The sequence below is a fragment of the Enterobacter sp. PL_is379 genome (genome assembly GCF_055817355.1).
In genome coordinates this window covers 66,835-92,360 of the sequence record NZ_JBVPGT010000028.1, presented here as the reverse complement: position 1 = coordinate 92,360, position 25,526 = coordinate 66,835, and the positions used below count along the sequence as shown (strand labels likewise).

The following is a 25,526-nucleotide window of genomic DNA, read 5'->3' as shown; positions in this document are numbered from 1 at the left end:
TCAAACAGCGTAGACGCTTTTTTTGGTTTGTGAGAAATCTCACGGTAAATACCGCGAGGCTAATATCCGACGTAGAACAGAGGAAGGGAGATAACCCTTGCCGAAATGCCTTCCATGGTAAAACGGGAGCACTCCGGCTCCCGTTAACACTTAATATTTATCGTATTTAATCGAACCAAATTTAGTATAGGCCTCAAAATTTGGTGATTCAATAGAAAATTGTTAGCAACCTAATCACTGAAATGTAACATGATTTCTGGCGCAATCAGGCATGCGAGGTTTCCACCTGAGCGCCGCTATCCTGCTCACGCTGCGCGGAGGCCTGCATGCGATAGCCCATCACCGCCAGCGCAACGGTGACCAGCATCACGCTGGTGGTGGTTAACAGTGGCGTCGCAATCAGCGCCGAGACCACCAGACTTGCCAGGAAGCACAGACCCAGCTGCAGGGTATTTTGCAGCGCGGCGGCGCGGCCTGTCGCCTGCGGGAACGGACGCAACGCCTGTGCCACCACGATCGGGTAAATCGCCCCGTTCGCCACGGCCATCACGCAGAAGGGAATCAAAATTTCAGCCAGGCCCGCGCCCGGAATAAACCCGACGGCCCAGGTACCGATGACGCTCAGCGCATACAGCACCAGCAGCCATGGCAGCATCTGCTGACCTTCCCATTTTTGCAGCGCCGCGCGGCAGCCGTACCCGCCCACCAGGAACGCGATGGTCTGCGGAACATAGCTCAGACCGATGGCCGCCGGGCTGTAGCCCATATCGTGCAGAATAAACGGCGAACCGGTGAGCCACGCGAAGAAGCTGGCCGAACAGGCGGCATAAATCAGGACATTCCCGCGATACGCCTTGGCGCTCAGCAGGGAGGTGAAGGTAATCGGCTTCGCATCCGCATGCGCCTCTTTTTTATGCGCGGGCTTAAGGGCAAACGCCGGCAGCATCAGCACCAGCGTGATGGCAAACAGCGTGGCAAAAATGGCCTGCCAGTCAAAGTGCGCGAGGATCCAGCTGCCCAGCAGCGGAGCCAGGGCAGGGGAAAGACCCACCAGCGGCATAATGGTGGCGAAAATACGGTTTGTGCGGTTAGCCGGATAGTAGTCGGTCACCAGCGCCTGCCAGGTCACCGCCGCAGCACAGACGCCCACGGCCTGAATAAAGCGCAGCACCAGCAGCCAGGTGGCATCGCGCACCCACAGCATCCCCAGGCAGCCCACGGCAAAAATGGCCAGACCCAGCAGCAGTACCGGTTTACGACCAAAGCGATCCGAGAGCGGTCCCCACAGCAGCTGCGCGAAAGCAAAACCGGCAAGGAACAGGCTCAGGCTGGCGCTGATGGCCGCCGCAGGGGTTTGCAGGTCTTCCTGCATCGCGGCAAACGCGGGCAGGTACATGTCGGTGGCCAAAAAGCCCAGCACGCTTAAGCCGCCGAGCCAGACTAAAAATCCTTTCCTGGGTTGCATTCTCTTATTCTCCTGAGGAGGCAGGTGTACGTTGGCGCAGAGTGTAGGGAGTGCAAAGCCGCTTGTGAAACGCTAATATTTGGCGGGTGCATTCAAATTTTTTGCAGGCAGAAAATGTGGTCAGATTATTCTCTTGAAGTGGTCGATGCTGTCGCGCGTAACGGCAGCTTTAGCGGTGCAGCGCAGGAGCTGCACCGCGTCCCTTCGGCCATCAGCTACACGGTGCGTCAGCTGGAGGAGTGGCTGGCGGTTCCGCTGTTTGAGCGGCGCCATCGTGATGTGGAATTAACGCCCGCAGGGGCGTGGTTTTTGAAGGAAGGGCGTTCTGTTATCAAAAAAATGCAGATCACCCGCGAACAGTGTCAGCAGATCGCTAACGGCTGGCGGGGGCATCTTTCCATCGCGGTGGATAACATCGTTAAGCCGGAACGTACCCGGCAGATGATCGTCGATTTCTATCGTCATTTTTCAGATGTCGAGCTGCGGGTCTCGCAGGAGGTGTTCAACGGCGTCTGGGATGCGCTGGCGGACGGCAGGGCAGAGATGGCAATCGGGGCCACGCAGGCGATCCCGGTCGGGGGACGTTACGCCTTTCGCGATATGGGGATGCTGAGCTGGAAGTGCGTGGTGGCAAGCGATCATCCGCTGGCGGCGATGGAGGGGCCGCTCAGCGATGATACGCTGCGCAACTGGCCGTCGCTGGTGCTGGAGGATACCTCCCGTTCATTGCCCAAGCGTATCACCTGGCTTCTGGACAACCAGCGGCGGGTGGTGGCCCCTGACTGGGAATCGTCGGCGACGTGCCTCAGCGCCGGACTGTGCGTCGCGATGGTGCCCGTTCATTTCGCGCGTCCGCGCATCGATACCGGAGAGTGGGTTGAGCTGACGCTGGAGAATCCGTTCCCGGATGCGGCCTGCTGCCTGACCTGGCAGCAAAGTGATGTCTCGCCTGCGATGGCCTGGCTGCTGGATTATCTGGGAGACAGCGAAACGCTAAACCGGGAATGGTTACGGGAGCCAGCGTAGCTGGCCCCGTAAAGCGATTAACGACGGTAATCGCGGAACGGACCGTCCGCAACGGAACGGCGTTCGATAAGACGCGGGTGAACTTCAATGGACTGCGACTCTTCACGTTTGTTGACGATCCTGTCCATCAGCATATTGAAGGCCGTTTCGCCCAGCGAATCTTTCGGCTGGTGAATGGTGGTTAACGCTGGCGTGAAGAAACGCGCGTTACGCACGTTGTCATACCCGATCACGGAAATATCCTGCGGTACACGCAGACCCAGTTCGTCGGCAGCGCAGAGCGCGCCCATTGCCATGATGTCACCCCCGCAGAAAACGGCGGTCGGACGGTGTGGCTGGGAGACGATCTGCTGCATTGCGCGGTAGCCCGACTCCGGCTCAAAGTCACCCTGCACAATCCAGTTTTCCGGCACGTTGATCAGCGCTTCTTCCATCGCTTTCATAAAACCGGCCAGACGGCCCGCGCCGGTGTTGCGCTCCAGCGGACCGGGGATCACGCCAATCTCGCGGTGACCGCGTTCGATCAGATAACGACCGGCCATATAGCCGCCTTCGAAGGCATTATCGATAACGGAATCAGTGAAATCCGCGCGCGCTTCACCCCAGTCCATGACCACCATAGGAATATGGCGATACTCTTCGAGCATCGACAGCACGGATTCCGGGTACTCGGAACACATTACCAGCAGGCCATCAACGCGCTTTTGCGCCATCATCGACAGATAGGCGCGCTGTTTTTCAATGCTGTTCCACGCGTTGCCCAGAATCAGGGTATAACCTTTCTGGAAGCAGTTTTTCTCAACCGCTTCAATGATCTCGGCAAAATAGGCCGCTTCACTGCTGGTGGCCAGCAATCCAATGGACTTGGTGTGATTAACCTTGAGGCTGCGCGCAACCGCACTTGGCGAATAGTGCAGCTCTTTGATCGCTGCCCAGACGGCGTTGCGCGTCTCTTCCGCCACAAAGCGGGTTTTGTTAATTACATGTGATACGGTTGTAGTGGAAACGTTTGCGCGTTTTGCTACGTCTTTAATTGTTGCCATTAAATGTCACTCCAGACCATATCCTAAACTCCTGAAAAACTTGAAGGTAAACGTTTGCCTTCTCTCACCCTTATCACGCAATCTTGAATTGCGGCACGCCGGGAAAACGACACGGGACGTCAGGAGGGGGTCAATGGCCGGTACGCTAATAAATTTAGCGTGGAATTTTGTCCTATCTTGATGAAAAGGGGAAGAGGTAAAGTGTTTATCAGCCTAAATCCAGGAAGATTTTTGACGTAAATTATGCAAAAATGAGCAGGCTCACTTTTCGTGGGGGGATTAAAAGGAGAAAAATTGATGAGTTCCGATCTGAAGTTTTCGCTGTTCACCACCGTTATTGTGCTGGCTCTGATTGTCGCGGCCGGTCTGACGGCTGCGCTGCACTGATTTACGCGGAGGGAGAGCCTTCTCCCTCCCGATCGACCCGATTGTTACTTCTCTGGCAAAAATCTTTTGCCATTTTGTTAACTTCTCATTTTTTGTGATTGATGTCATGCTTTCCGCTTCTTTGTTCTGTGTCACCACATGACACGGCATCCGGAGTTGACGCATGAAAATCAATTTTCCCCTGCTGGCCCTGGCGATTGGCGCTTTTGGGATTGGCACCACTGAATTCTCCCCGATGGGGTTACTGCCCGTCATCGCCCGCGGCGTGGACGTCTCGATCCCTGCGGCAGGGATGTTAATCAGCGCCTATGCTATCGGCGTGATGGTGGGGGCGCCGCTGATGACGCTTCTCCTTTCGCACCGCGCGCGCCGCAATGCGCTGATTTTCCTGATGGCGATTTTCACCCTGGGCAACGTGCTTTCGGCCATTTCGCCGGACTACACCACGCTGATGCTGTCGCGTATTCTGACCAGCCTTAACCACGGCGCGTTCTTCGGGCTGGGATCGGTCGTGGCTGCCAGCGTGGTGCCAAAACATAAGCAGGCCAGCGCCGTAGCAACCATGTTTATGGGGCTAACGATTGCCAACATCGGCGGGGTGCCTGCGGCAACCTGGCTGGGGGAAGCGATCGGCTGGCGGATGTCATTCCTGGCGACGGCCGGGCTGGGCGTGGTCGCGATGGTGGCGCTGTTCTTCTCCCTGCCGAAAGGCAGCGCGGGTGAACGTCCTGACGTGCGCAGAGAGCTGTCGGTGCTGGTGCGCCCGCAGGTGCTCTCCGCGCTGCTCACCACCGTGCTGGGGGCAGGGGCGATGTTTACCCTCTACACCTATATTTCACCGGTATTGCATGACATCACCCACGCAACGCCTCTCTTTGTGACCGCGATGCTGGTGCTGATAGGCGTGGGCTTCTCGATCGGCAACTATCTCGGTGGGAAATTTGCCGACCGTTCCGTAAGCGGCACGCTGAAGGGCTTCTTAACCCTGCTGATTGTCATCATGATTGCCATTCCGTGGCTGGCGCGTAATGAGTTTGGCGCCGCGATCGCGATGGTCGTCTGGGGAGCCGCCACCTTTGCCGTGGTGCCGCCGCTGCAGATGCGCGTGATGCGTGTTGCGCATGAAGCGCCGGGCCTCTCATCGTCGGTCAACATCGGCGCCTTCAACCTGGGCAACGCGCTCGGTGCGGCGGCCGGTGGGGCCGTGATTTCAGGGGGACTGGGGTACAGCTTTGTGCCGGTGATGGGGGCGATTATTGCCGCGCTCGGCCTGCTGCTGGTGATGATGTCGGGTCGTAAACAGCCTGAAGCAGCCTGCGCTGCGGAATAAACCAAAAACGCAGAAGGGCGAACCCTTCTGCGTGTCTCTTACGCGGCGAAGTTCTTCGTCACAAAGTCCCAGTTAACCAGTGCCCAGAAGTGCTCCAGGTAGTTCGGGCGCGCGTTGCGGTAATCAATGTAGTAAGCGTGTTCCCATACGTCCACGGTCATCAGCGGCTTAGCGCTGGTGGTCAGCGGGGTGCCTGCGTTAGAGGTGGACACGATAGCCAGTTTGCCATCCGCCTCTTTAACCAGCCACGTCCAGCCCGAGCCGAAGTTCTTGATGGCTGCATCGGTAAATTTCGCTTTGAAATCCGCGAAGCTGCCAAAGGCGGCGTTGATAGCGGTAGCCAGTTCACCGACAGGTTCACCGCCGGCGTTTGGCGCCAGGCAGTGCCAGTAGAAGGTGTGGTTCCACACCTGAGCCGCGTTGTTGAATACGCCACCCTCTGAGCTGCGGACGATCTCTTCCAGCGTTTTGCCTTCAAAATCGGTGCCCTTGATCAGATTGTTCAGGTTAGTGACGTACGTCTGGTGATGCTTGCCGTAATGATATTCCAGGGTTTCCGCAGAAATATGCGGTGCCAGGGCGTCTTTTGCATACGGTAGTGCAGGTAATTCGAACGACATTGCTTCTCTCCTTATTGTATTTTGCGTTGCCAATAACCACACAGACAACAGGGACAGGATAGCAAATTGAAAGGGTATGCAAAAGAGGAACTTACCCTGCCACGGGTGTGGCAGGGTAGGGGTTAGCGAATGGTTTTCGGCGTCATTACGCGACGTGCGCCGACGTAATGGCGTACCCAGTAGTCTTCACTGAGAGAGGTGATCTGAATATCCTGGCCGCTACGCGGTGACTGGATGAATTTTCCGTTGCCGACATAGACGCCGACGTGGTCAGCCGTGCCGCGACCCTGAGTGCGGAAGAATACCAGATCGCCGTTTTCCAGCTCACCGCGGTCAACCGGTGAGGCATCGCGCAGGTGGTACATCTCATTAGCGGTACGAGGAATGCGGAACTTGACCAGATCTTTATAGGCGTAATAGACGAGGCCGCTGCAGTCAAAGCCGGTACGCGGCGAGCTGCCACCCCAGTGATAGGGTTTGCCAATCTGCCCCATCAGTTTGTTCATCGCGGTTTTTTGCGCTTTCTGTACGCGCACTTTATGCACTTCCGCTATTTTCGTGACCTTCGTGCATTTCGCCTTATGGCCTTTACGCGTGATGCATTTTTCAGTAACAAGGTTAGCGGCGGTTTGCGAAGCTTTACTTTTGGCGGAGTGGGCAGTACGGGAAGGTTTGGTTTTCGTCTTGCTGGAAGCGGTCTGTTTCGTCTGAGCCGGTGTTTTTTTCTTGTCGTTCTTAGCGGTGGTTTTTTTCTTACGTTCTGTGGCTTTCACCAGATGGTTTTTTTGTACAGCAGAATGCCGCGCCTGCTGAGAGGCGTTTGCCACTGGCGTGAAAGTGAGTGAAGTAAACAGTAAAGCACAGAGCGTGATCGAGATTTTATTTATCCGCGCCACTGGGCAGTCCCCTGATTAATGCAGGTCATCAATAATACCCGCGTGTGATTTACAAAGCCCGTCGATTCTAATCTATAAAAAGCCAGAAAGTTAATAGCATTTTTCAATCTACAATCGTGTTTCGTAAGCAAGTGCAAAAAAATTCATCGTTCTGTCGCTCATTTGCCCATTCCCTAAGCAAAACCCTGACCGCCGCAGGGGTAAACACCATTTGCAATGCAACTTTTCCTGACTCGGAGTAGAATGTATAAACGTGACAAAAATGTTATTTTCCGATGCCAGTCTGAACCGCTACAATGTCAGACGAATGCCGTAACAGAAGTTAAAGGAAGCAAGACATGAGCACCACTATTGAAAAAATCCAGCGCCAGATCGCTGAAAACCCGATTCTGCTGTATATGAAAGGTTCTCCAAAGCTGCCAAGCTGCGGCTTCTCCGCGCAAGCGGTTCAGGCGCTGTCTGCCTGTGGTGAGCGTTTTGCTTACGTTGATATCCTGCAGAACCCTGACATCCGCGCTGAACTGCCGAAGTACGCGAACTGGCCGACGTTCCCACAGCTGTGGGTAGACGGTGAACTGGTTGGCGGCTGCGATATCCTGATTGAAATGTATCAGCGCGGCGAACTGCAGCAGCTGATCAAAGAGACGGCAGCGAAGTACAAAACGGAAGAGCCGGACGCAGAGTAATTTTCTGCGCAAATAAAAAAGCGACCAGATAAGGTCGCTTTTTTTTTATTCTTCGCTGTCATCCATCGGCAGCGGCCAGCCGCCCAGACGCTTCCAGCGGTTGACGATCTCACAGAACAGCTCTGCGGTACGCTCCGTGTCATACAGCGCGGAGTGCGCCTGCGTGCCGTCGAACGGAATGCCAGCCGTAATACAGGCCTTTGATAACACCGTTTGTCCCAGCGCCAGGCCGCTCAGCGCGGCGGTGTCGAAGGTCACAAAAGGGTGGAAGGGGTTGCGTTTAAGCGACGCGCGCTCGGCAGCGGCCATGGTAAAGCTGTGATCGAAGGTGGCGTTATGGGCCACCATAATGGCGCGGCTGCAGTTACTTTCTTTCATGCCTTTACGCACCATTTTAAAAATGGCGTGCAGCGCGTCATATTCACTTACTGCACCACGCAGCGGGTTATGCGGATCGATACCGTTAAACGCCAGCGCTTCCGGCTGTAAGTTTGCCCCTTCGAAAGGTTCAACGTGGAAATGCAGCGTGGTGTCCGGTGTAAGCCAGCCCTGTTCATCCATCTTCAGCGTGATGGCGGCAATTTCGAGCAGCGCATCGGTTTTAGCGTTAAATCCGGCTGTTTCTACATCAATGACAACGGGATAAAAACCACGAAAACGGTCGCACAGACCGCTAAATTGAGCGTTATCGGACATCAGGGTCTCTTACATGGGGAAAAAGCAGAGCGCATTATGGCAAATTTTGCGAGGGGATGCAGTAAAACTACGGGCGCACGTTGCGCCCTGAGGGATCAGTTGCCCAGACCGCGACCGGCGTCTTTGGCTTCAATCAGCTCGATTTTGTAACCGTCCGGATCTTCGACAAACGCAATCACGGTGGTGCCACCTTTTACCGGACCCGCTTCGCGCGTGACGTTACCGCCGTTGCTGCGGATGCGCTCACACGCTTCGGCCGCGTTGTCCACTTCCAGCGCGATGTGGCCGTAGGCCGTGCCCAGCTCATAGCTGTCAACGCCCCAGTTGTAGGTCAGCTCGATCACCGCTTCATCCGTTTCCGGGCCGTAACCCACGAACGCCAGCGAGTATTTGTATTCCGGGTTTTCGCTGGTGCGCAGCAGCTTCATGCCCAGGACGTTAGTGTAGAAATCGATAGAACGTTGCAGGTCGCCAACGCGCAGCATGGTGTGAAGTAGGCGCATAATTTCCTCATTAACCAATGAAATAGACTGTCTTTTTGAACAGAAACGATGTTTTAGTATAGCGGCGAAATATCGCCGCTATCAATGAACAATGGCGAGATTACAGAGAAGGGTAGTCGGTGTAGCCTTCCGCGCCGCCGCCGTAGAAGCTTTCCGGACGCTGCGGGTTGAGCGCTGCTTTTTTCTGCAGACGAGCAACCAGGTCCGGGTTGGCGATGTAGTCGCGGCCAAACGCGACAGCATCAATCAGCCCTTTGCCGATCAGGTCTTCGGCTTTCTCCGGGGTATAGGCGCCTGCACCGATGATCACGCCGTGGAAGCGCTCGCGCACTTTCTGACGGAAAGCATCCGTGTAAGGCTTACCGCCGGCCCAGTCAGGCTCGGACATGTGCAGATAAGCGATGCCACGTTTAGCCAGTTCTTCGATCAGGTACAGAGCATCCGCTTCCTCGTTCGGTCCGTTGTCGACGTTCTGGAAAGACCCGATTGGGGAAACGCGAATGCCGATACGGTCCGGGCTCCACTCCTTGCATACCGCATCCACCACTTCCAGCACCAGACGGGCGCGGTTTTCGACGCTTCCGCCGTACTGGTCGGTGCGATGGTTAGACGACGGCGACAGGAACTGGTGCAGCAGATAGCCATGCGCGGAGTGCAGCTCAATCAGGTCAAACCCGGCTTCACGGGCGTTTGCCACGGCCTGGCGGAAGTCGTTAACAATCCCCGGGATTTCGTTCAGCTCCAGCGCACGCGGCATAGAGGTATCCACGCGGATCGCATTGCCGTTTTCATCGCGCAGGGACGTACGGGTATTGGCGCTCAGGGCCGAAGCGGAGACCGGTGCCTGGCCGCCAGGTTGAATGCTGCTGTGAGAGATACGACCGGTATGCCACAGCTGGACCGCAATGCGACCCTCTTCAGCGTGGACGCCCGCGGTGATTTTCTGCCATGCGGCGATCTGTTCCGGGCTGTGAAGACCCGGCGCACCCGCATAACCCTTAGCCTGAGCAGAAATCTGCGTGGCTTCGGTGATAATCAGGCCAGAGCTTGCGCGCTGACGATAGTATTCACCCATCAGTGGGGTTGGGATGTCACCCGGCTCAATGCTGCGCAGACGGGTCAGCGGAGCCATGAACACGCGGTTTGGCGCCGTGACGGCACCTACTTTCAATGGGGTAAACAGTTTTTCAGCTGACATAAAGACTCCTGAGTAGACCAGTCGACTAGTAATAAGGTAAATAAAAAGCGCCCATTATACGTCAGGCGCAGTAATGCTGTTTTTCACATGTGCCAGCGCGCTTTCCAGCGGCACGGCACTGCGCGAAATTTTTGCCTGCAGGTTGGCCCCTAACCAGAGGGAATAGAGCACCTGAGACTGCATCAAGGGGTCGCCGGTAAAGGCCAGCGTTTTTTCGTCGCGGCCTTTTTCCAGCGCCTGAGCCAGCAGGGCGATCACGCCGCGGGCACCTTTATCCATCGCTGTGCGCATATCTTCAGAAAGATCGCACACTTCTGCAGACAGTTTAACGGTCAGACAACCGCTGATAATGCCCTGCTGACAGAACTGGTTCAGCGTTTCCTGATAGTAGTTCAGAACACGATCCCGGTAGTTACCTTCACCCGATGCAAAGTGGGTCGCCAGACGCTGGTGGTAGCCAGCATAATGACGCTCCAGCATCGCTACGCCGAAGGCCTCTTTGGACCGAAAGTAGTGATAAAACGACCCTTTCGGTACCTCAGCGGTTTTTAATAACTCGCTCAACCCCATACCGGTAAACCCGCGATGCATACAAAGTTGCTCGCCGGTCGCCAGTAGATGTTCGCGGGTATCGTGTTCAGTATTTCTGCTCATGGCCGCACTCTAATAGACCGTTCGGTCTAATGCAAGCGAGTTTACTGACGACATGCGCTCAGTATATCCAGCTGCTGTTGATAAACCATTGATTTCACGTCCATCATACCCAGCACGGTCGAGAACAAATTGTCCTGAGAAACCGCATTTTTTGCTGCATGGTCACGCAAACACTGTTCGTTGATGCCAAAGTTTTTCGCGTAATCCGGTGACAGCCAGAACATAAATGGAATATGCGTTTGCTGCTCCGGCGCCAGCATGTACGGTGTACCGTGCAGATAAATACCGCTTTCACCCAGTGATTCACCGTGATCGGAGAGATAAATCAGCGCGGTGTTCATGCTCGCCTGACGGGCTTTCAGCGCATCAATGGTTTTGCTGACCATGCTGTCGGTATACAGGATGGTGTTGTCATAGGTATTCATCAGCGCCTGATGATCGCAATCCTGAATTTCATTGGTGTCGCAGGTTGGGGTGAATTTCCGGAAAGTGTCCGGGTAACGGCGATAGTACGCCGGACCGTGGCTGCCCATCAGGTGGATAACCAGCACCGTGTCCTGCTTCAGACCATCCAGCACGTTGTCCAGACGGTAGAAATTCACATCATCAATACAGGATTTGTCTTTGCAGAATTGATCCAACTGCCACTGCGTCATGTCGGTATGGGGCACGCGATCGCAGGCGCCTTTACAGCCGCCGTCGTTGTCGCGCCACAGCAGGTTGACACCCGCATGCTTGAGCACGTCGAGCAGCCCCTCGCGATGGTGAGCCAGGTCGGCATCGTATTTGCTGCGCGTCATGCCCGAGAACATGCACGGAACGGAAACCGCGGTTTCGGTACCGCATGAGGAAGCCTGCGGGAAGTTAATCACATCCTGCTTTTTCAGCTCCGGGTTCGTTTCACGATCGTAACCATTAAGGGAGTAGTTCGCCGCGCGAGAGGCTTCCCCAACGACCAGTACCAGAACGGTTTTCTTTTGTTGACCGGTAATCAGTGGCCCTTTATGGGCATCTTCACCAATACGCACCAGCGTTTGATCGCCAGCAAACCAGCGCATTTTGCTGTACTTCACCACGGCGCTGACATAGTTCGCCGGGGTGACCATTTTGACGATGCTTTTGTTGTTGCGGAACAGCGACGCGTAGTCTTTATAAAACAGCGCGGCAATCAGGATAATCACCAGCAGAGCGCCGAGCATCGCGGCCACGCGCGTCAGCAGCGCGTACCACCATTTTCCGGTACGAATACGGGTCAACGCCAGCACCACGGAAGGCACGAGGCCAGCGATGACAATCCACAGAATCATCTGCGGGGTCACCAGGGCCGTCGCTTCCTGAGAGTTAGTTTCGAACACGTTCACAATCATGTTCTGATCGATCACCGCGCCGTAGGTGTACATAAAGTAGGTTGCCGCGGCGCATCCGATCGTCAATACAATCAGCAGCGGCTTGCGGATATAGGGGATATTCAGCAGGCTAAAGACAATCACCCAGCCGCAAAACAGCACCAGCGGTACGGACGCGGCAAAGAAGATGTCGTGCAGATGCGCAGGGGCAATAATGGCCCAGCTGCGCTGGATAAACAGCCCGTTGATTAGCGTAAAGAAGAGTGCACAGCCCAGAGTAAATTTAATGTCGTTACATTGTAACTTTTTGATTAACCACATCGATCGATGAACCTGTCATTATCATGATGGGCCGAGTATAAAGAGGGAAGATTAGTGAAACCTTAATGCCACAAATCTGTGGTACAGGCCTTGCACGTGGCGCGTTTAGCGTCTTCACTGTAGGTGAGAGTGGTTATCCGGAGGTGAGTGTGGCAGAGCAGCTGGAGTTTTTCCCCATCCAGAGCCCGTGCCGGGGGATTTGTCAGGTGGATGAACGCGGATATTGCCGCGGGTGCATGCGTACCCGCGATGAGCGTTTTAACTGGCAAAACTTTAGCGACACGCAGAAGCAGGAGGTATTACGCCTCTGCCGTCAGCGTCTTCTGCGCAAAATACGCGCAAACAAAGCCGGTGAGACCGAAGAACCCCAGCAACCTTCACTTTTTTAACACGGTAATTGCGTATACTCATGACATCACGTCCTTGAGGAAAATGTTATGGTTCAGCGAATTACCCTTGCCCCCCAGGGGCCAGAATTCTCCCGTTTTGTGATGGGCTACTGGCGCCTGATGGACTGGAATATGTCCCCCCTCCAGCTGGCGAGCTTTATTGAAGAGCATATCGATCTGGGCGTCACCACGGTCGACCATGCGGATATTTACGGCGGTTACCAGTGCGAGGCCGCGTTCGGCGAGGCGCTCAAGCTGGTCCCGGCACTGCGCGATCGCATGGAGATCGTCACGAAGTGTGGAATTGCCACCACGGCAAAACCAGAACACGCCCTCGGTCATTACATCACTGACAGCGCGCATATCATCAAGAGCGCCGAGCAGTCGCTGGTCAATCTGGCGACCGATCGTATCGATCTGCTGTTAATCCACCGTCCGGACCCGCTGATGGATGCCGATGAGGTGGCGGAAGCCTTCCTGAACCTGCACCAGAGTGGGAAAGTGCGTCACTTCGGCGTTTCTAACTTTACCCCGGCACAGTTTGCGCTGCTTCAGTCTCGTCTGCCGTTTACCCTGGCCACTAACCAGGTTGAGATCTCCCCGGTACACCAGCCGCTGCTGCTGGACGGTACCCTCGACCAGCTGCAACAACTGCGTATTCGCCCGATGGCCTGGTCGTGCCTGGGAGGCGGACGCCTGTTTAATGATGATGAATTCCAGCCGCTGCGCAACGAACTGGACACTATCGCCCGCGAGCTGAACGCGGAGAGCATCGAACAGGTGGTTTATGCCTGGATCCTGCGTCTGCCGTCAAAACCGCTGCCCATTATTGGTTCCGGCAAAATAGAACGCGTGCGTTCTGCACTGGCCGCTGAAGAGCTGCAGATGACCCGCCAGCAGTGGTTCCGCATCCGCAAAGCCGCGCTGGGTTACGACGTGCCATAAACCGCCAGAAGGTGACTTTCCGGTGAAATCTTTGCCCCTGGTATACACTTAAGGGGCAAAAAATAACCAGCGGAGGTCATATGAAGCGTTTTGCTCTGGCAATGGTCGCGCTGGTTGTTTGCGCAGGGGCGCAGGCAGCCAGCGACGAAGTGGAAATGAATCTCGTCACCTCTCAGGGTGTGGGTCAGTCCATCGGTACGGTGAAAATCACGGAAACCGACAAAGGGCTGGAGTTCGCTCCCAACCTCAAAGCACTCCCTCCCGGTGAGCATGGTTTCCATGTTCACGCCAAAGGCAGCTGTCAGCCCGCATTAAAAGAGGGCAAAGCGTCGGCAGCAGAAGCGGCAGGGGGTCACCTCGATCCGCAGCATACCGGCAAGCATGAAGGCCCGGATGGAATGGGGCATTTAGGCGATCTGCCCGTGCTGGTGGTTAATAACGACGGTAAAGCCACCGATCCCGTTGTCGCGCCGCGTCTGAAAAAGCTGGATGAAGTCAAAGGCAAAGCGCTGATGATCCATGTCGGCGGCGACAATATGTCCGATCAGCCTAAACCGCTTGGCGGCGGCGGGGCGCGCTATGCCTGCGGCGTGATCTGATCCCCAATCGTACCCGGCGGTGGGGCCTGCTCCAGCTGCGACAGCGAGCAGTGCAGCCGCCAGATTATCGAGGCCAAATCACGGGCGGCGGGAAGATGATGTCGTGCAAGCGTATCGCAGATCCGCTGCAGTTCATTCAGCGTGGCTGCCAGCGGCCGCTGCTGAACACCGCGCTCGCTCATTACATCGCGCAGCAGGGAAATACACACATCACGAACCTGCGACAGCGGATCGGAACGCGTTTCCCACGCGCGAAGCTGCCAGACCACGTGCGAGCAGTTCAATAGCACCACGCCCCAGCGCAGCAGCCAGCGTCGGGACAGCGCGTCCTGGCTGTTATTCAGCTGGCTGACGTGGTGATACACCAGCGATTCATACTCGTTTTCACCCAGATGCGGTTTACGGCTGAGCTGGTCTACAAACCCCCGGCGTAACTCCCGGATATGCCTGCGGCTCTTGCGGGCATCGGAGCCGGGACGCAACACCGCGAAAGCCAGCCACGCCAGCCCCACGCCAAGGATTTTCGCCAGGTTGTCATTGAGAAAATCGGCGTAATCGTACACCGGCGGATTGGTCACGGAGATAAACGAGCCCATAAAGACAATCAGCTGTCCCCAGAGGCCCGCCTGTTTTGGCATTTGCAGCTTGAGTAGCTGCATGGTGGTCAACAGCGGAAACAGAAACAGCAGGAACTGCCACAGATCGCTTATCTGCACCATCAGGCCAAACTTCACCACAAAACTGAACAATGACAGCAGCACCAGGGTGCGCAGCAGCAGCGTCAGCGAGTTGAACGGCGAGGCCGCGACGGAGTAAAGCACGCAGCTGATGGCGGCAAGCGTCAGGGCCGCCGTACCGGACTCCCACTGCGTGGTGATGCTCCACGCCCCCACCAACATCAGCGCGCAGAAGGTGCGAAAACCGCTCCACAGCGCCTCCAGGTAGTCGGTATGACGGGCGAGAGCCGGGCTCCCGGGCACGTTGAACTCCGTGACCGGCGTGGCATTCTCAACCGCGTTAATCCAGCGGCTGCTGCGCAGGTACAGTCGGCAAAAGTAATTCAGACGCTGCCAGAAGGCGCGATGGCGATAGTCGTATTCATCAACCGGGGCGAGCGGGGCGATGATCTTCGCAACGGTGTAGATGTCCGCATCCGGGCGCGCAAGGGCCGCGAGCAGTGTTTCGATGACGGCACGGGTGTTTTCCGGCGGCGTCGGCCAGTTGAGCAGCATCCGGCGCAGGCTGGAGATGGCGCTGGTCATACGCAGCTGCTGGTGCAGCAAATAGTTTAGCAGGGTGTTCTGACGACGAAAGCGGTAGTGGCTCCAGAACGCCTGAATACGCAACAGATTCATGGTCAGGATCTGCCCAATCACCTTTTCATGCGCGAGGCGGATCTCATCGCTGGTATCCGGTTGCCACAGCAGGCTCGCGTGCTCAAGCAGCCGTGTGTGCATAGTCTTGAGGGCGGTGATAAGCGCGGTGCCGTCGGAGGTGCTGGGGAGGATCATCATCATGAAGCCGCCGCTAAGGATCCCGACAATGACTTCACAGACGCGCGCCTGCGCGATATCCCACAGCTCGGTGGTGTCGAGTACGTTGACGACCGGGAAGGCGATAATGGCGGCGGTATAGCCCGCCAGCTGGAAAGCGTAGGCGACGTTATTGGTAAAATGGGCGCAGGCCCAGGTACAGCACCCCAGCCACGCCGCCATGCTCAGCAGGAACATCCACGGATCGTTCAGCGTATGGCCGGCGATAATTAACGCCGCGGTGGCGCCGAGCAGGCTGCCTGCGATACGGCCAAGGCTTTTACTGATTACCCCGCCGACCGTGGGAAAACTCACCACCGCGGCAGACGTCATCGCCCAGTAGGGTTCATCCAGGTTCAGGTAGTAGGCGACGGTCAGCGCCAGGCACATGGCAATGCCGTTACGCAGCGCGTAGCGCCACTGGGGACGCGTCGCTTTGAACCACGGCGTGTTTTGCCAGGAGAGTGCCGGCAGCTTCATCACCGGTTTCCGATGGAGACAGTACAGGTGGTGCCGGAGACCAGCGTGATGTCCTGCGGTAAATGGTCAAACTCCACGCGAACCGGCACGCGCTGAGCGAGGCGCACCCAGGGTACGTTCGGCTTAATGTCCGGCACCAGGCCGGAATCCGTTTCAACGCTTTGATCGTAAATGGCGCGGCCAATGCTGGATACGTGACCCTGTAACTTTCTCGAGCCGCTGTAAAGCGTAATCGCGGCGGGGGATCCCTCGCGAATATGGCGAAGCTTGGTCTCTTCAAAATAGCCCACGACGTAGAAGGAGTGGCTGTCGACGAGGGCAAAAACCGGCTGGCCGGTAGTGGCGTAGTTACCCACGCGGGCGGAGAGGTTGGTCACCCATCCATCGACCGGTGCCGTAATCACGGTTTGGGTCAGTTGCCACTGCGCCTGCTTCAGCGTCGCCTCCGCCACGTTGACGCTCGCCTGCATGGCCTTAACGTTGATATTCGCGGTGTCTAAATCTTCCGCTGAGATGTAGTTTTGCGACAGGTGACGGCGGCGGTTGGCCTCGTTGTTGGCCTTTGCCAGGTCAGACTGGGCTTTCGCCAGCTGCGCCTCGGCGTTCAGAATCGCAATGTGGTACGGGGTGTCGTCAATTCGGAATAAAACATCTCCCTTTTTGACGAACTGGTTATCCTTAACCAGTAGCGTCGTGATACTTCCTGACACCTGAGGGGTGATGCTGACCTGTTCAGCGCGAACTTTACCGTCACGCGTCCAGGGCGACTGCATATAAAAATTCCACATCCACCAGCCCGCGACCAGCGCGAGGGCGAGAACAAACAGGGTGGAAAAGTACTTTAGCGTTTTCAGAGGCATAGTCACCACACCATCAAGACAGCAAGGCCCAGACATACGGAGAGGGCAAACAGGGAAAGATCCATCAGCATGGGATGCCAGATTTCGCCGGAGTACATCCAGTCGCGAAGCAGACGATGCGCGATGAGCCAGAGAATAAAGCCCACCAGCACGGCCTTAAACAGGGGGGGAAAGTAGACTGACGCACCGAAGATCAGGTCCTGAAGGGGTAACCCCTCTGAGCGATGAAAAAACGTCACGGGCAGAAATCCTTTGCAGTGAACAGAATGCCGCGTTGGCTTGTCATAGTATGATGAAGCATCACAATTCAGTGTAAGTCATACTTTTAAGTTCGATGAATGCAGTATTGCATTTGTTTTGGCAATACAAATGCTGCACACTATTCTAAAATCAGTATAATAACTTAGCAGGCTAATTATAAGGAGATGAAATTGGAATCGCCATTAGGTTCTGATCTGGCAAGGTTGGTACGCGTCTGGCGTGCTCTGATTGACCATCGCCTGAAACCTCTGGAACTCACACAGACGCATTGGGTCACGCTGCACAATATCCATCAGCTGCCGCCCGATCAGTCGCAAATTCAACTGGCAAAAGCGATAGGCATTGAGCAACCGTCGCTGGTGCGCACGCTTGACCAGCTGGAAGAGAAGGGGTTGATCTCGCGGCAAACCTGCGCGAGCGATCGTCGTGCGAAACGGATTAAACTCACCGAAAAAGCGGCGCCTATCATCACGGAAATGGAAGCCGTGATTACCAAGACGCGCGGTGAAATCCTGTCAGGCGTTTCACCGGCGGAGCTGGAAATGCTCATCAGCCTCATTGGGCGTCTTGAGCAAAACATCCATGAACTGCAGTCGCGAGACTGACAAACAATAAGGCCTTGCAGCAGCAAGGCCTTTTTTTACTTAAAGACGACCACACGGTTACGACCCGTCTCCTTTGCTTCATACATCGCCTTGTCGGCACTTTCCACGCACGTTTCTGCGGTTATCGTTGATGACGTTGCCGTAAACACCCCCATACTGATGGTGATGGGCTCCGGCAACTGACCGCCGCTGCTGGTTTTATCAAAGCTGCTTAGCTTCAGGCGTATGCGCTCGGCCACCTGGTACGCGGAGTCTGACGACGTGTTGGCCAGCATCAGCACAAACTCCTCACCGCCGATACGGGCCGCGATGTCCTGCGGGCGCACGGAATCCATTAGCAGGTTGGCGACAAACTGCAGGACTTTATCGCCCTGGAGATGTCCGTAGGTGTCGTTAATACGCTTGAAGCGATCGAGATCGCTGACGATGACGGAAACGGGGCGATTGGGTCTGGCGATATCCAGCGCCTGGTTTAACGATTCATAAAAATAGCTGCGGTTATAAAGGCGCGTGAGCGGGTCGCGGATCGAGTTCTGATAGGACTGCTGATATTTTACGTGCGAGTCGCGATACAGTCTGAAGACATCGTAAAGCAGAACAAAAATAATCAGCAGCGTGGCGACAGTTTCAAATAACCGGGCGCGGTACCAGGAGATATCTTCGGCATGTCCACCCGCTAACAGCATTGAAAGCGTGACGATATAGCAAACGCACAAAAAATTTCCGCCTACCCAGAATAAATTGCGCACGCGCGTGACAAACATCAGCGCTACTAATGTTATCACCCAGAAAACAATTAAAGATATATTAATGCAATGGCTCCAGAGGACCATAAACTGCCGGGTTTCATTATCAACCAGGTCAATGGATAACAAGGGCGAGTGGCTGGAATATATCCAGGCCAGTCCCACTGTACAGGCGGTAAAAAGAGATGCGCCGCTCACAATTGAGAAATGCGCCAGCCGTGAAAGAGGGTAATCGCGCATGGGATAGAGTATTGCTGCCACGATAAACAGCACCGCCATTAAAAAGTGGCGGAACATATAGTAGATCATCGCATCGTTGTAGTTCACGACGTTGAACTGATAGAGATCCAGCCAGGCGGGGAAGCTGGTCAGCGTTCCGACCATCAGCAGTGCGGACCCGGCAAAGGCAAAGGCGATTGCGACCAGATACAATCGTCTTTTGTCACACCAGTATTTCATCGCCATAAAACAGGCAATAAACAGGTGAAACACCAGAAGAAAAATGGTGAGCGTAGGGAATAAAAGCGGTGAAAAGGACGGAACCCATTCAACGAGTTTTAAAAACAGCGCGTGTAATATCCCGATAACAACAAGGCAACCGAGACAGAACGTAATATAACGGCTCGTTAGAGCGCGACGATTCGCAAGCATAGAATTTTTACAAATTATAATGAATAAAGAGAAGGTGGTTGCGAAGAGTCTAATCAATTAGTGCAATAAATACTTTGCGCAGAAACAATATAAGGCGTGATTAATAATGGATGAGGTGAATGTATTTTGTAATTATATTTGTGAGAGTGATATATATTGTAAATGGATGTGGCCCGAGGACCACATCCACTTTTAATTAACGTGGGGAAACGGTCACCTGGCTTCCGTTGCTCGCCAGCACAACGCGCTGGCCTGCAGAGAAGCGGGTGCTGCCCTGTTTCTGAACAACCATGATAGTGCTGCCGTCGTCTTTACGGATTTCCAGCTCTACGCCCTGGGTTTTGTTCATTGCACCCTGAACGCCCTGGCCGGCTACGCCACCCGCAACGGCACCTGCGGCTGTTGCCAGAGAGCGACCCGTGCCGCCGCCGACGGTATTACCCAGGAAACCACCCAGGACGGCACCGCCAATTGCGCCCATCACGTTGTTTTCATCGCCACCCTGAATCTGTACAGGGCGTGCGTTAACAACGGTACCGTAAGTCACGTTCTGAACCTGTTTCGCTTCAGAAGCGCTGTAAACGTCGCCAGAAAGTGAACTGTCATTCACACAGCCAGCCAGAGTTAAACCAATCAGCGAAACGCCCAGTACACGTAAAATCATTTGAATCTCCTGTTCACCAAAAACGCCCGATTGAGGGCATCCGTTATGGCTAAATTATATGGCATAAGGAGCCATAGTTCATATCTTTGCATTAACAATAGGAAAATTGTACTTGAATTTGACTTAACGAGACATAAACAGGTCCGCCTGTGTTACCCGTCTGACATTGTTAAAAAATATTATTGCCGGATGGCAAAGCGGCGCCGTTTATGGTTGAGTGGATATCCTTAGCCCACGCAACGTAAGGAAAGCGCATGAAATCGGGTCGCTACATTGGTGTGATGTCAGGCACCAGTCTGGATGGGGTAGATGTCGTTCTGGCCGCCATTGACGAAAACATGGTGGCACAGCAGGCGAGCCTGACCTGGCCAATCCCCATTTCACTGAAAGAGGATATTCTGAGTATCTGTCAGGGGCAGAAGTTAACCCTCTCCCAGCTTGGACAGCTGGATGTCCGCCTGGGAGCGCTGTTTGCGGATGCGGTGCAGGCTTTGATGCAAAAAGAACATCTTCGCCCGCAGGATGTGGTGGCCATCGGGTGTCACGGACAAACGGTCTGGCATGAGCCCATCGGAGAGGCCCCGCATACTCTGCAAATCGGCGATAACAACCAGATTGTGGCGAAGACGGGCGTGACGGTAGTAGGCGATTTCCGTCGTCGTGACATCGCCCTTGGCGGACAGGGCGCGCCGCTGGTGCCCGCGTTCCATCAGGCGTTACTGGCGCACCCTTCAGAACGGCGCATGGTGCTTAACATTGGTGGGATCGCCAATCTGTCGATGCTTATTCCGGGACAGCCGGTCCGCGGCTACGATACCGGCCCGGGCAATATGCTAATGGATGCCTGGATCTGGCGTCAGTGCGGCCAACCGTATGATAAAAATGCGGAGTGGGCGAGCGGGGGGAAAGTGATTCTTCCGCTGCTGCAGTCGATGCTAAGCGATCCTTATTTTGCCCTTCCGGCCCCTAAGAGCACGGGGCGTGAATACTTCAACCTGGGCTGGCTTGAGCGTCAGCTGGCGCCATTCCCGGCGCTCGCGCCGCAGGATGTCCAGGCGACGCTTGCTGAGCTGACGGCCGTGTCGATCTCCGAACAGGTTCTGCTCAGCGGTGGGTGTGAGCGCCTGCTGGTGTGCGGCGGAGGAAGCCGTAACCCGCTAGTGATGGCGCGTCTTGCCGGGCTGCTGCCGGGTACCGAAGTATCGACGACCGATGAGGCAGGCATCAGCGGTGATGATATGGAGGCGCTGGCCTTCGCATGGCTTGCCTGGCGCACCATTGCCGGACTGCCGGGCAACTTGCCGTCAGTAACCGGTGCGCGTGAAGCGAGCGTCCTTGGGGCGATTTTCCCGGCCAATCCTCGTCATAATCAGAGTTAACTGAAATTCAGCGCGGCGCGTCGTCGTTAGAATGGAACGAAACAGGGGGGCAGCCATGCCCTCCAGGACCAGGAAAGTCTTCGGAATACGCCCATGAAAAAACTTCTTCTTATTGCCGCCCCTTTGTTGCTGTCAGGATGCAGCGTCTATAACCAGTTCCTTGAGCGCATGCAGACCGACACGCTGGAGTATCGCTGCGACGAAAAACCGTTGACCGTGAAGCTGAATAATCCACGTCAGGAGGCCAGCTTTGTTTACGACAATAAATTGCTGACGCTGAAGCAGGGTATGTCGGCCTCCGGCGCACGTTACTCAGACGGTATCTACGTCTTCTGGTCGAAAGGCGACAGCGCCACGGTCTACAAACGCGACCGTATTGTGCTGAACAATTGCCAGCTCGAAAACCCGAAGCGTTGAGATTTTTACAGGGGCGGCGCACAATAGCGCCACCTACTCTCAATGTCAGCTAACGCCATGTCAGATAACGACGAACTGCAGCAAATTGCGCATCTGCGCCGTGAATACACCAAAGGCGGCCTGCGTCGCCAGGATCTTCCCGCTGAACCCCTCGTGCTTTTTGAACGCTGGCTGAAACAGGCCTGCGAAGCGAAACTGGCCGACCCCACGGCCATGGTCGTCGCGACGGTGGATGAAAACGGTCAACCGTATCAGCGCATCGTATTGCTCAAGCATTATGACGAGAAAGGACTGGTGTTCTACACCAACCTTGGCAGTCGCAAAGCGCACCATCTGGAAAACAATCCGCGCATCAGCCTGCTGTTCCCGTGGCATATGCTGGAGCGTCAGGTGATGGTCACCGGCAAAGCGGAACGTCTCTCGACGCTGGAAGTGGTGAAGTATTTCCACAGCCGCCCGCGTGACAGCCAGATTGGCGCCTGGGTATCAAAACAGTCCAGCCGAATTTCCGCCCGCGGCGTGCTGGAAAGTAAATTCCTGGAGCTGAAGCAGAAGTTCCAGCAGGGTGAAATTCCCCTGCCAAGTTTCTGGGGCGGTTTCCGTATCCCGATTGAGCAGATGGAGTTCTGGCAGGGGGGCGAACACCGCCTGCACGACCGCTTTTTATACCAGCGCGACAATGGCGGCTGGAAAATCGACAGACTGGCACCGTAATCCCCGAAATTTGTTGATTTAAGCGCTAGCGCACACCGCGCTTGCGCTTTATTCTATGGTCCTTTCGCATCAGGCGAAAAGTCGTGTACCGGCAAAGGTGCAGTCGTTTATACATGGAGAATTTGATGGCAAGCAGTAACTTGATTAAACAATTGCAAGAGCGGGGCCTCGTGGCCCAGGTGACGGACGAGGAAGCGTTAGCAGAGCGACTGGCGCAAGGCCCGATCGCGCTCTATTGCGGCTTCGATCCCACCGCTGACAGCTTGCATTTGGGGCATCTTGTTCCATTGTTATGCCTGAAACGCTTCCAGATGGCGGGCCATAAGCCTGTTGCCCTGGTGGGTGGCGCGACCGGTCTGATTGGTGACCCAAGCTTTAAAGCCGCTGAGCGTAAACTGAATACCGAAGATACCGTGCAGGAGTGGGTAGATAAGATCCGCAAACAGGTTGCACCGTTCCTCGACTTCAACTGTGGTGATAATGCCGCCATTGCCGCGAACAACTACGACTGGTTTGGCAGCATGAACGTGCTGACCTTCCTGCGTGATATCGGCAAGCACTTCTCTGTTAACCAGATGATTAACAAAGAGGCCGTGAAGCAGCGTCTGAACCGCGACGACCAGGGTATCTCCTTTACCGAGTTCTCCTACAACCTGCTGCAGGGGTATGACTTTGCCTGCCTGAACAAACTGCACGGCGTTTCCCTGCAGATTGGCGGTTCCGATCAGTGGGGTAACATCACCTCCGGTATCGACCTGACCCGTCGCCTGCACCAGAATCAGGTCTTTGGTCTGACCGTTCCGCTGATCACCAAAGCCGACGGCACCAAATTTGGTAAAACCGAAGGCGGCGCGGTGTGGCTCGATCCGAAGAAAACCAGCCCGTACAAGTTCTACCAGTTCTGGATCAACACGGCGGATGCCGATGTTTACCGCTTCCTGAAGTTCTTCACCTTTATGGACATTGAAGAGATCAACGCGCTGGAAGAAGAAGACAAGAACAGCGGTAAAGCACCGCGCGCTCAGTACGTGCTGGCGGACGAAGTGACCAAACTGGTTCACGGTGAAGAAGGTCTGGCCGCGGCAAAACGTATTACCGCAAGCCTGTTCAACGGTACCCTGAGCGATTTGAGCGAAGCGGACTTCGAACAGCTGGCTCAGGACGGTGTGCCGATGGTTGAGATGGAAAAAGGGGCTGACCTGATGCAGGCGCTGGTGGACTCCGAGCTCCAGCCTTCCCGCGGTCAGGCGCGTAAAACCATCGCGTCTAACGCTATCACCATCAACGGTGAGAAGCAGGCCGACCCGGAATACACCTTCGTTGACGGCGATCGTCTGTATGGTCGCTACACGCTGCTGCGTCGCGGCAAGAAAAATTACTGCCTTGTCTGCTGGAAGTAATTAACAGTCTTCAGGGGCGTGGGAAACCACGCCCCTTTTGTTTTTTCAGGGTTTGGTAAGAAAAAAATGAAGAACATCCTCGCCATTCAGTCCCACGTTGTTTTTGGACACGCTGGCAATAGCGCCGCGGAATTCCCGATGCGTCGCCTCGGCGTCAACGTCTGGCCCCTTAATACCGTGCAGTTCTCTAACCACACGCAATACGGCAAATGGACCGGCTGCGTGATGCCGCCTTCGCATCTCACTGAGGTTGTGCAGGGGATTGCCGATATCGACCAGCTCAAACGCTGTGACGCCGTGCTGAGCGGTTACCTCGGCTCAGCGGAGCAGGGGGAGCATATCCTCGGCATCGTGCGCCAGGTGAAAGCCGCAAACCCGTCGGCAAAATACTTCTGCGACCCCGTCATGGGGCATCCGGAGAAAGGCTGTATCGTGGCGCCGGGTGTAGCGGAGTTTCACGTCCGCCACGCGCTGCCCGCCAGCGATATCATTGCGCCAAACCTGGTCGAACTCGAAATTCTCTGCGAGCGTCCGGTTAACAGCGTAGAAGAGGCCGTAAGCGCGTCCCGCGAGCTTATCGCGCTGGGGCCTGACGTTGTGCTGGTAAAACACCTTGCGCGCGCAGGGCTGAGCCAGGACCGTTTTGAGATGCTGCTGGTAACGAAAGATGACGCCTGGCATATCAGCCGTCCGCTGGTGGATTTTGGCCAGCGCCAGCCGGTTGGGGTCGGAGATGTCACCAGCGGTCTGCTGCTGGTGAAATTACTGCAAGGGGCGACAATGCGCGACGCGCTCGAGCACGTTACTGCGGCGGTGTACGAAATCATGATTGCGACGAAAGAGATGCAGGAATATGAACTGCAGGTGGTCGCGGCACAGGATCGTATCGCGAAGCCGGAGCACTATTTCAGCGCTACCCAGCTTTAAACGATGCCGGGTGGCGCTGCGCTTACCCGGCCTACAAAACCCGTAGGCCCGTGCAAGCGAAGCGCCGCCGGGCAATATTAGCTAAGACCTTCCGCTTTCAGCGCCGCAGCCACCGCAGGACGCTCTGTCACGCGTTTCATATACGCTGCAATATGGTCTAACCCTTCCAGGTTAAGCTTAACCGCGCGCGCCCAGCGCAGCACGGTGAACAGGTACGCATCGGCAATCGTGAAGCGCGAACCTGCAATCCACTGATCGTCTTTCAGCGACGCGTTAACGTACTGCAGCTTTTTCTCAAGAAGGGCGCGCAGGGTCGGTTTGAACTCTTCCGGCGTATCCGGGCGGAACAGGGGGGTAAAGCCTTTGTGCAGCTCGGTGGCAATGTAGTTCAGCCATTCCAGCGTCTTATAACGCGAAATGGTACTGACCGGTGCCAGCAGATGGCGATCGGGTACGCTATCGGCCAGGAACTGCATAATCGCCACGCCTTCAGTCAGCAGAGTACCGTCATCCAGCAAGAGCGCCGGAACTTGTCCTTTCGGGTTGATGGCAAGAAAATCATCGCCGTTTTCCAGACGTTTTTTCATCAGGTCAACGCCATCCAGCGTGAAATCTTTGCCGCTCTCGCGCAGGGTGATATGGGAAGCAAGAGAGCACGCACCCGGTTTGTAGAACAGTTTCATCGGTAACTCCTTTTTGCTGAGGTTTCAGCTATGTTAGTGCGCAAACGGATAAAAAAAAAGCCGCTAATGCATTAGCGGCTTCTGGTCAGTCGTTTCTCACGGA

The 25,526-nt window shown here is 55.5% G+C and carries 28 protein-coding genes; 13 read left to right on the top strand and 15 right to left on the bottom strand.

Going from position 1 to position 25,526, the window contains the following annotated elements; translation table 11 throughout:
• Positions 1–265 precede the first annotated feature (265 nt).
• Entirely contained in the window at positions 266–1,465 is a 1,200-nt protein-coding gene (punC, locus tag AC0TOY_RS11205) for a purine nucleoside transporter PunC (protein ID WP_061715420.1), read from the bottom strand.
• Between the two features lie 114 nt (positions 1,466–1,579).
• On the opposite strand from punC, the gene punR reads away from it, so the two are divergent.
• Positions 1,580–2,491 (top strand): DNA-binding transcriptional activator PunR, encoded by a 912-nt coding sequence (gene punR / locus AC0TOY_RS11200; protein WP_024909370.1) that lies wholly within the window; start codon positions 1,580–1,582, stop codon positions 2,489–2,491.
• 17 nt (positions 2,492–2,508) lie between these two features.
• Here the strand turns inward: punR and purR are convergent, their stop codons facing one another.
• On the bottom strand, positions 2,509–3,534 hold the full coding sequence (gene purR, locus AC0TOY_RS11195) for an HTH-type transcriptional repressor PurR (protein WP_023335431.1): 1,026 nt from the start codon (positions 3,532–3,534) through the stop codon (positions 2,509–2,511).
• A 297-nt stretch (positions 3,535–3,831) separates the two neighbouring features.
• On the opposite strand from purR, the gene cydH reads away from it, so the two are divergent.
• Entirely contained in the window at positions 3,832–3,921 is a 90-nt protein-coding gene (cydH, locus tag AC0TOY_RS11190; RefSeq protein ID WP_020688313.1) for a cytochrome bd-I oxidase subunit CydH, read from the top strand.
• A 163-nt stretch (positions 3,922–4,084) separates the two neighbouring features.
• Entirely contained in the window at positions 4,085–5,251 is a 1,167-nt protein-coding gene (locus AC0TOY_RS11185; protein ID WP_061715418.1) for an MFS transporter, read from the top strand.
• 38 nt (positions 5,252–5,289) lie between these two features.
• Here the strand turns inward: AC0TOY_RS11185 and sodB are convergent, their stop codons facing one another.
• Positions 5,290–5,871, bottom strand: coding sequence for a superoxide dismutase [Fe] (gene sodB / locus AC0TOY_RS11180; protein WP_370883833.1), 582 nt, complete (start codon positions 5,869–5,871; stop codon positions 5,290–5,292).
• Between the two features lie 122 nt (positions 5,872–5,993).
• Complete coding sequence (locus AC0TOY_RS11175) at positions 5,994–6,767, bottom strand: C40 family peptidase (protein WP_023311354.1); 774 nt, start codon at positions 6,765–6,767, stop codon at positions 5,994–5,996.
• 338 nt (positions 6,768–7,105) lie between these two features.
• Here AC0TOY_RS11175 and grxD point away from each other — a divergent pair, with 338 nt between their 5' ends.
• On the top strand, positions 7,106–7,453 hold the full coding sequence (grxD, locus tag AC0TOY_RS11170; RefSeq protein ID WP_003832760.1) for a monothiol glutaredoxin 4: 348 nt from the start codon (positions 7,106–7,108) through the stop codon (positions 7,451–7,453).
• Positions 7,454–7,498: 45 nt separating this feature from the next.
• Here grxD and rnt read toward each other — a convergent pair whose 3' ends face one another.
• The 5 genes from rnt to eptA all read right to left on the bottom strand — a co-directional run bounded on the left by rnt (position 7,499) and on the right by eptA (position 12,171).
• Positions 7,499–8,149: a ribonuclease T gene (gene rnt, locus AC0TOY_RS11165; RefSeq protein ID WP_024909368.1), complete on the bottom strand. Its 651-nt coding sequence runs from the start codon at positions 8,147–8,149 to the stop codon at positions 7,499–7,501.
• Positions 8,150–8,244: 95 nt separating this feature from the next.
• Positions 8,245–8,652, bottom strand: a complete 408-nt coding sequence (gene gloA / locus AC0TOY_RS11160; protein WP_013096923.1) for a lactoylglutathione lyase — start codon at positions 8,650–8,652, stop codon at positions 8,245–8,247.
• 100 nt (positions 8,653–8,752) lie between these two features.
• Positions 8,753–9,850 (bottom strand): alkene reductase, encoded by a 1,098-nt coding sequence (nemA, locus tag AC0TOY_RS11155; protein WP_090417244.1) that lies wholly within the window; start codon positions 9,848–9,850, stop codon positions 8,753–8,755.
• 54 nt (positions 9,851–9,904) lie between these two features.
• Entirely contained in the window at positions 9,905–10,504 is a 600-nt protein-coding gene (locus AC0TOY_RS11150; RefSeq protein WP_024909366.1) for a TetR/AcrR family transcriptional regulator, read from the bottom strand.
• 41 nt (positions 10,505–10,545) lie between these two features.
• On the bottom strand, positions 10,546–12,171 hold the full coding sequence (eptA, locus tag AC0TOY_RS11145; RefSeq protein WP_370883832.1) for a phosphoethanolamine transferase EptA: 1,626 nt from the start codon (positions 12,169–12,171) through the stop codon (positions 10,546–10,548).
• 149 nt (positions 12,172–12,320) lie between these two features.
• On the opposite strand from eptA, the gene AC0TOY_RS11140 reads away from it, so the two are divergent.
• The 3 genes from AC0TOY_RS11140 (at position 12,321) to sodC (ending at position 14,104) form a co-directional block, all read left to right on the top strand.
• Entirely contained in the window at positions 12,321–12,560 is a 240-nt protein-coding gene (locus tag AC0TOY_RS11140) for a DUF1289 domain-containing protein (protein WP_008500587.1), read from the top strand.
• A gap of 48 nt (positions 12,561–12,608) precedes the next feature.
• On the top strand, positions 12,609–13,505 hold the full coding sequence (locus AC0TOY_RS11135) for an aldo/keto reductase (protein WP_021241132.1): 897 nt from the start codon (positions 12,609–12,611) through the stop codon (positions 13,503–13,505).
• Positions 13,506–13,585: 80 nt separating this feature from the next.
• On the top strand, positions 13,586–14,104 hold the full coding sequence (gene sodC, locus AC0TOY_RS11130; RefSeq protein WP_048030739.1) for a superoxide dismutase [Cu-Zn] SodC: 519 nt from the start codon (positions 13,586–13,588) through the stop codon (positions 14,102–14,104).
• Here the strand turns inward: sodC and AC0TOY_RS11125 are convergent.
• The 3 genes from AC0TOY_RS11125 to AC0TOY_RS11115 are packed head-to-tail and all read right to left on the bottom strand — an operon-like array spanning position 14,083 to position 17,215.
• Positions 14,083–16,116, bottom strand: a complete 2,034-nt coding sequence (locus tag AC0TOY_RS11125; protein ID WP_061715416.1) for an FUSC family protein — start codon at positions 16,114–16,116, stop codon at positions 14,083–14,085. The genes sodC and AC0TOY_RS11125 overlap by 22 nt on opposite strands.
• Entirely contained in the window at positions 16,116–16,976 is an 861-nt protein-coding gene (locus AC0TOY_RS11120) for an efflux RND transporter periplasmic adaptor subunit (protein WP_473721840.1), read from the bottom strand. The genes AC0TOY_RS11125 and AC0TOY_RS11120 overlap by 1 nt, the downstream gene beginning before the upstream one ends.
• 2 nt (positions 16,977–16,978) lie before the next feature.
• Entirely contained in the window at positions 16,979–17,215 is a 237-nt protein-coding gene (locus AC0TOY_RS11115) for a DUF1656 domain-containing protein (protein WP_024909360.1), read from the bottom strand.
• Between the two features lie 186 nt (positions 17,216–17,401).
• On the opposite strand from AC0TOY_RS11115, the gene slyA reads away from it, so the two are divergent.
• On the top strand, positions 17,402–17,842 hold the full coding sequence (gene slyA / locus AC0TOY_RS11110) for a transcriptional regulator SlyA (RefSeq protein ID WP_024909359.1): 441 nt from the start codon (positions 17,402–17,404) through the stop codon (positions 17,840–17,842).
• Positions 17,843–17,877: 35 nt separating this feature from the next.
• Here slyA and AC0TOY_RS11105 read toward each other — a convergent pair whose 3' ends face one another.
• Both AC0TOY_RS11105 and slyB read right to left on the bottom strand, forming a co-directional pair.
• Positions 17,878–19,239, bottom strand: a complete 1,362-nt coding sequence (locus tag AC0TOY_RS11105; protein WP_473721839.1) for an MASE4 domain-containing protein — start codon at positions 19,237–19,239, stop codon at positions 17,878–17,880.
• A gap of 196 nt (positions 19,240–19,435) precedes the next feature.
• Positions 19,436–19,903, bottom strand: a complete 468-nt coding sequence (slyB, locus tag AC0TOY_RS11100; RefSeq protein WP_008500578.1) for an outer membrane lipoprotein SlyB — start codon at positions 19,901–19,903, stop codon at positions 19,436–19,438.
• Positions 19,904–20,157: 254 nt separating this feature from the next.
• On the opposite strand from slyB, the gene anmK reads away from it, so the two are divergent.
• The 5 genes from anmK (at position 20,158) to pdxY (ending at position 24,740) form a co-directional block, all read left to right on the top strand.
• Positions 20,158–21,282, top strand: a complete 1,125-nt coding sequence (gene anmK / locus AC0TOY_RS11095) for an anhydro-N-acetylmuramic acid kinase (RefSeq protein WP_157189019.1) — start codon at positions 20,158–20,160, stop codon at positions 21,280–21,282.
• Between the two features lie 93 nt (positions 21,283–21,375).
• Positions 21,376–21,699, top strand: a complete 324-nt coding sequence (gene mliC, locus AC0TOY_RS11090) for a C-type lysozyme inhibitor (protein ID WP_024909356.1) — start codon at positions 21,376–21,378, stop codon at positions 21,697–21,699.
• Between the two features lie 57 nt (positions 21,700–21,756).
• Positions 21,757–22,413, top strand: a complete 657-nt coding sequence (gene pdxH, locus AC0TOY_RS11085) for a pyridoxamine 5'-phosphate oxidase (protein ID WP_028017303.1) — start codon at positions 21,757–21,759, stop codon at positions 22,411–22,413.
• A gap of 125 nt (positions 22,414–22,538) precedes the next feature.
• Positions 22,539–23,813, top strand: coding sequence for a tyrosine--tRNA ligase (gene tyrS, locus AC0TOY_RS11080; RefSeq protein WP_023335449.1), 1,275 nt, complete (start codon positions 22,539–22,541; stop codon positions 23,811–23,813).
• 66 nt (positions 23,814–23,879) lie between these two features.
• Positions 23,880–24,740, top strand: a complete 861-nt coding sequence (gene pdxY / locus AC0TOY_RS11075) for a pyridoxal kinase PdxY (RefSeq protein WP_024909354.1) — start codon at positions 23,880–23,882, stop codon at positions 24,738–24,740.
• A 77-nt stretch (positions 24,741–24,817) separates the two neighbouring features.
• Here the strand turns inward: pdxY and gstA are convergent, their stop codons facing one another.
• On the bottom strand, positions 24,818–25,423 hold the full coding sequence (gene gstA, locus AC0TOY_RS11070; protein WP_463726827.1) for a glutathione transferase GstA: 606 nt from the start codon (positions 25,421–25,423) through the stop codon (positions 24,818–24,820).
• Positions 25,424–25,526: the final 103 nt, after the last annotated feature.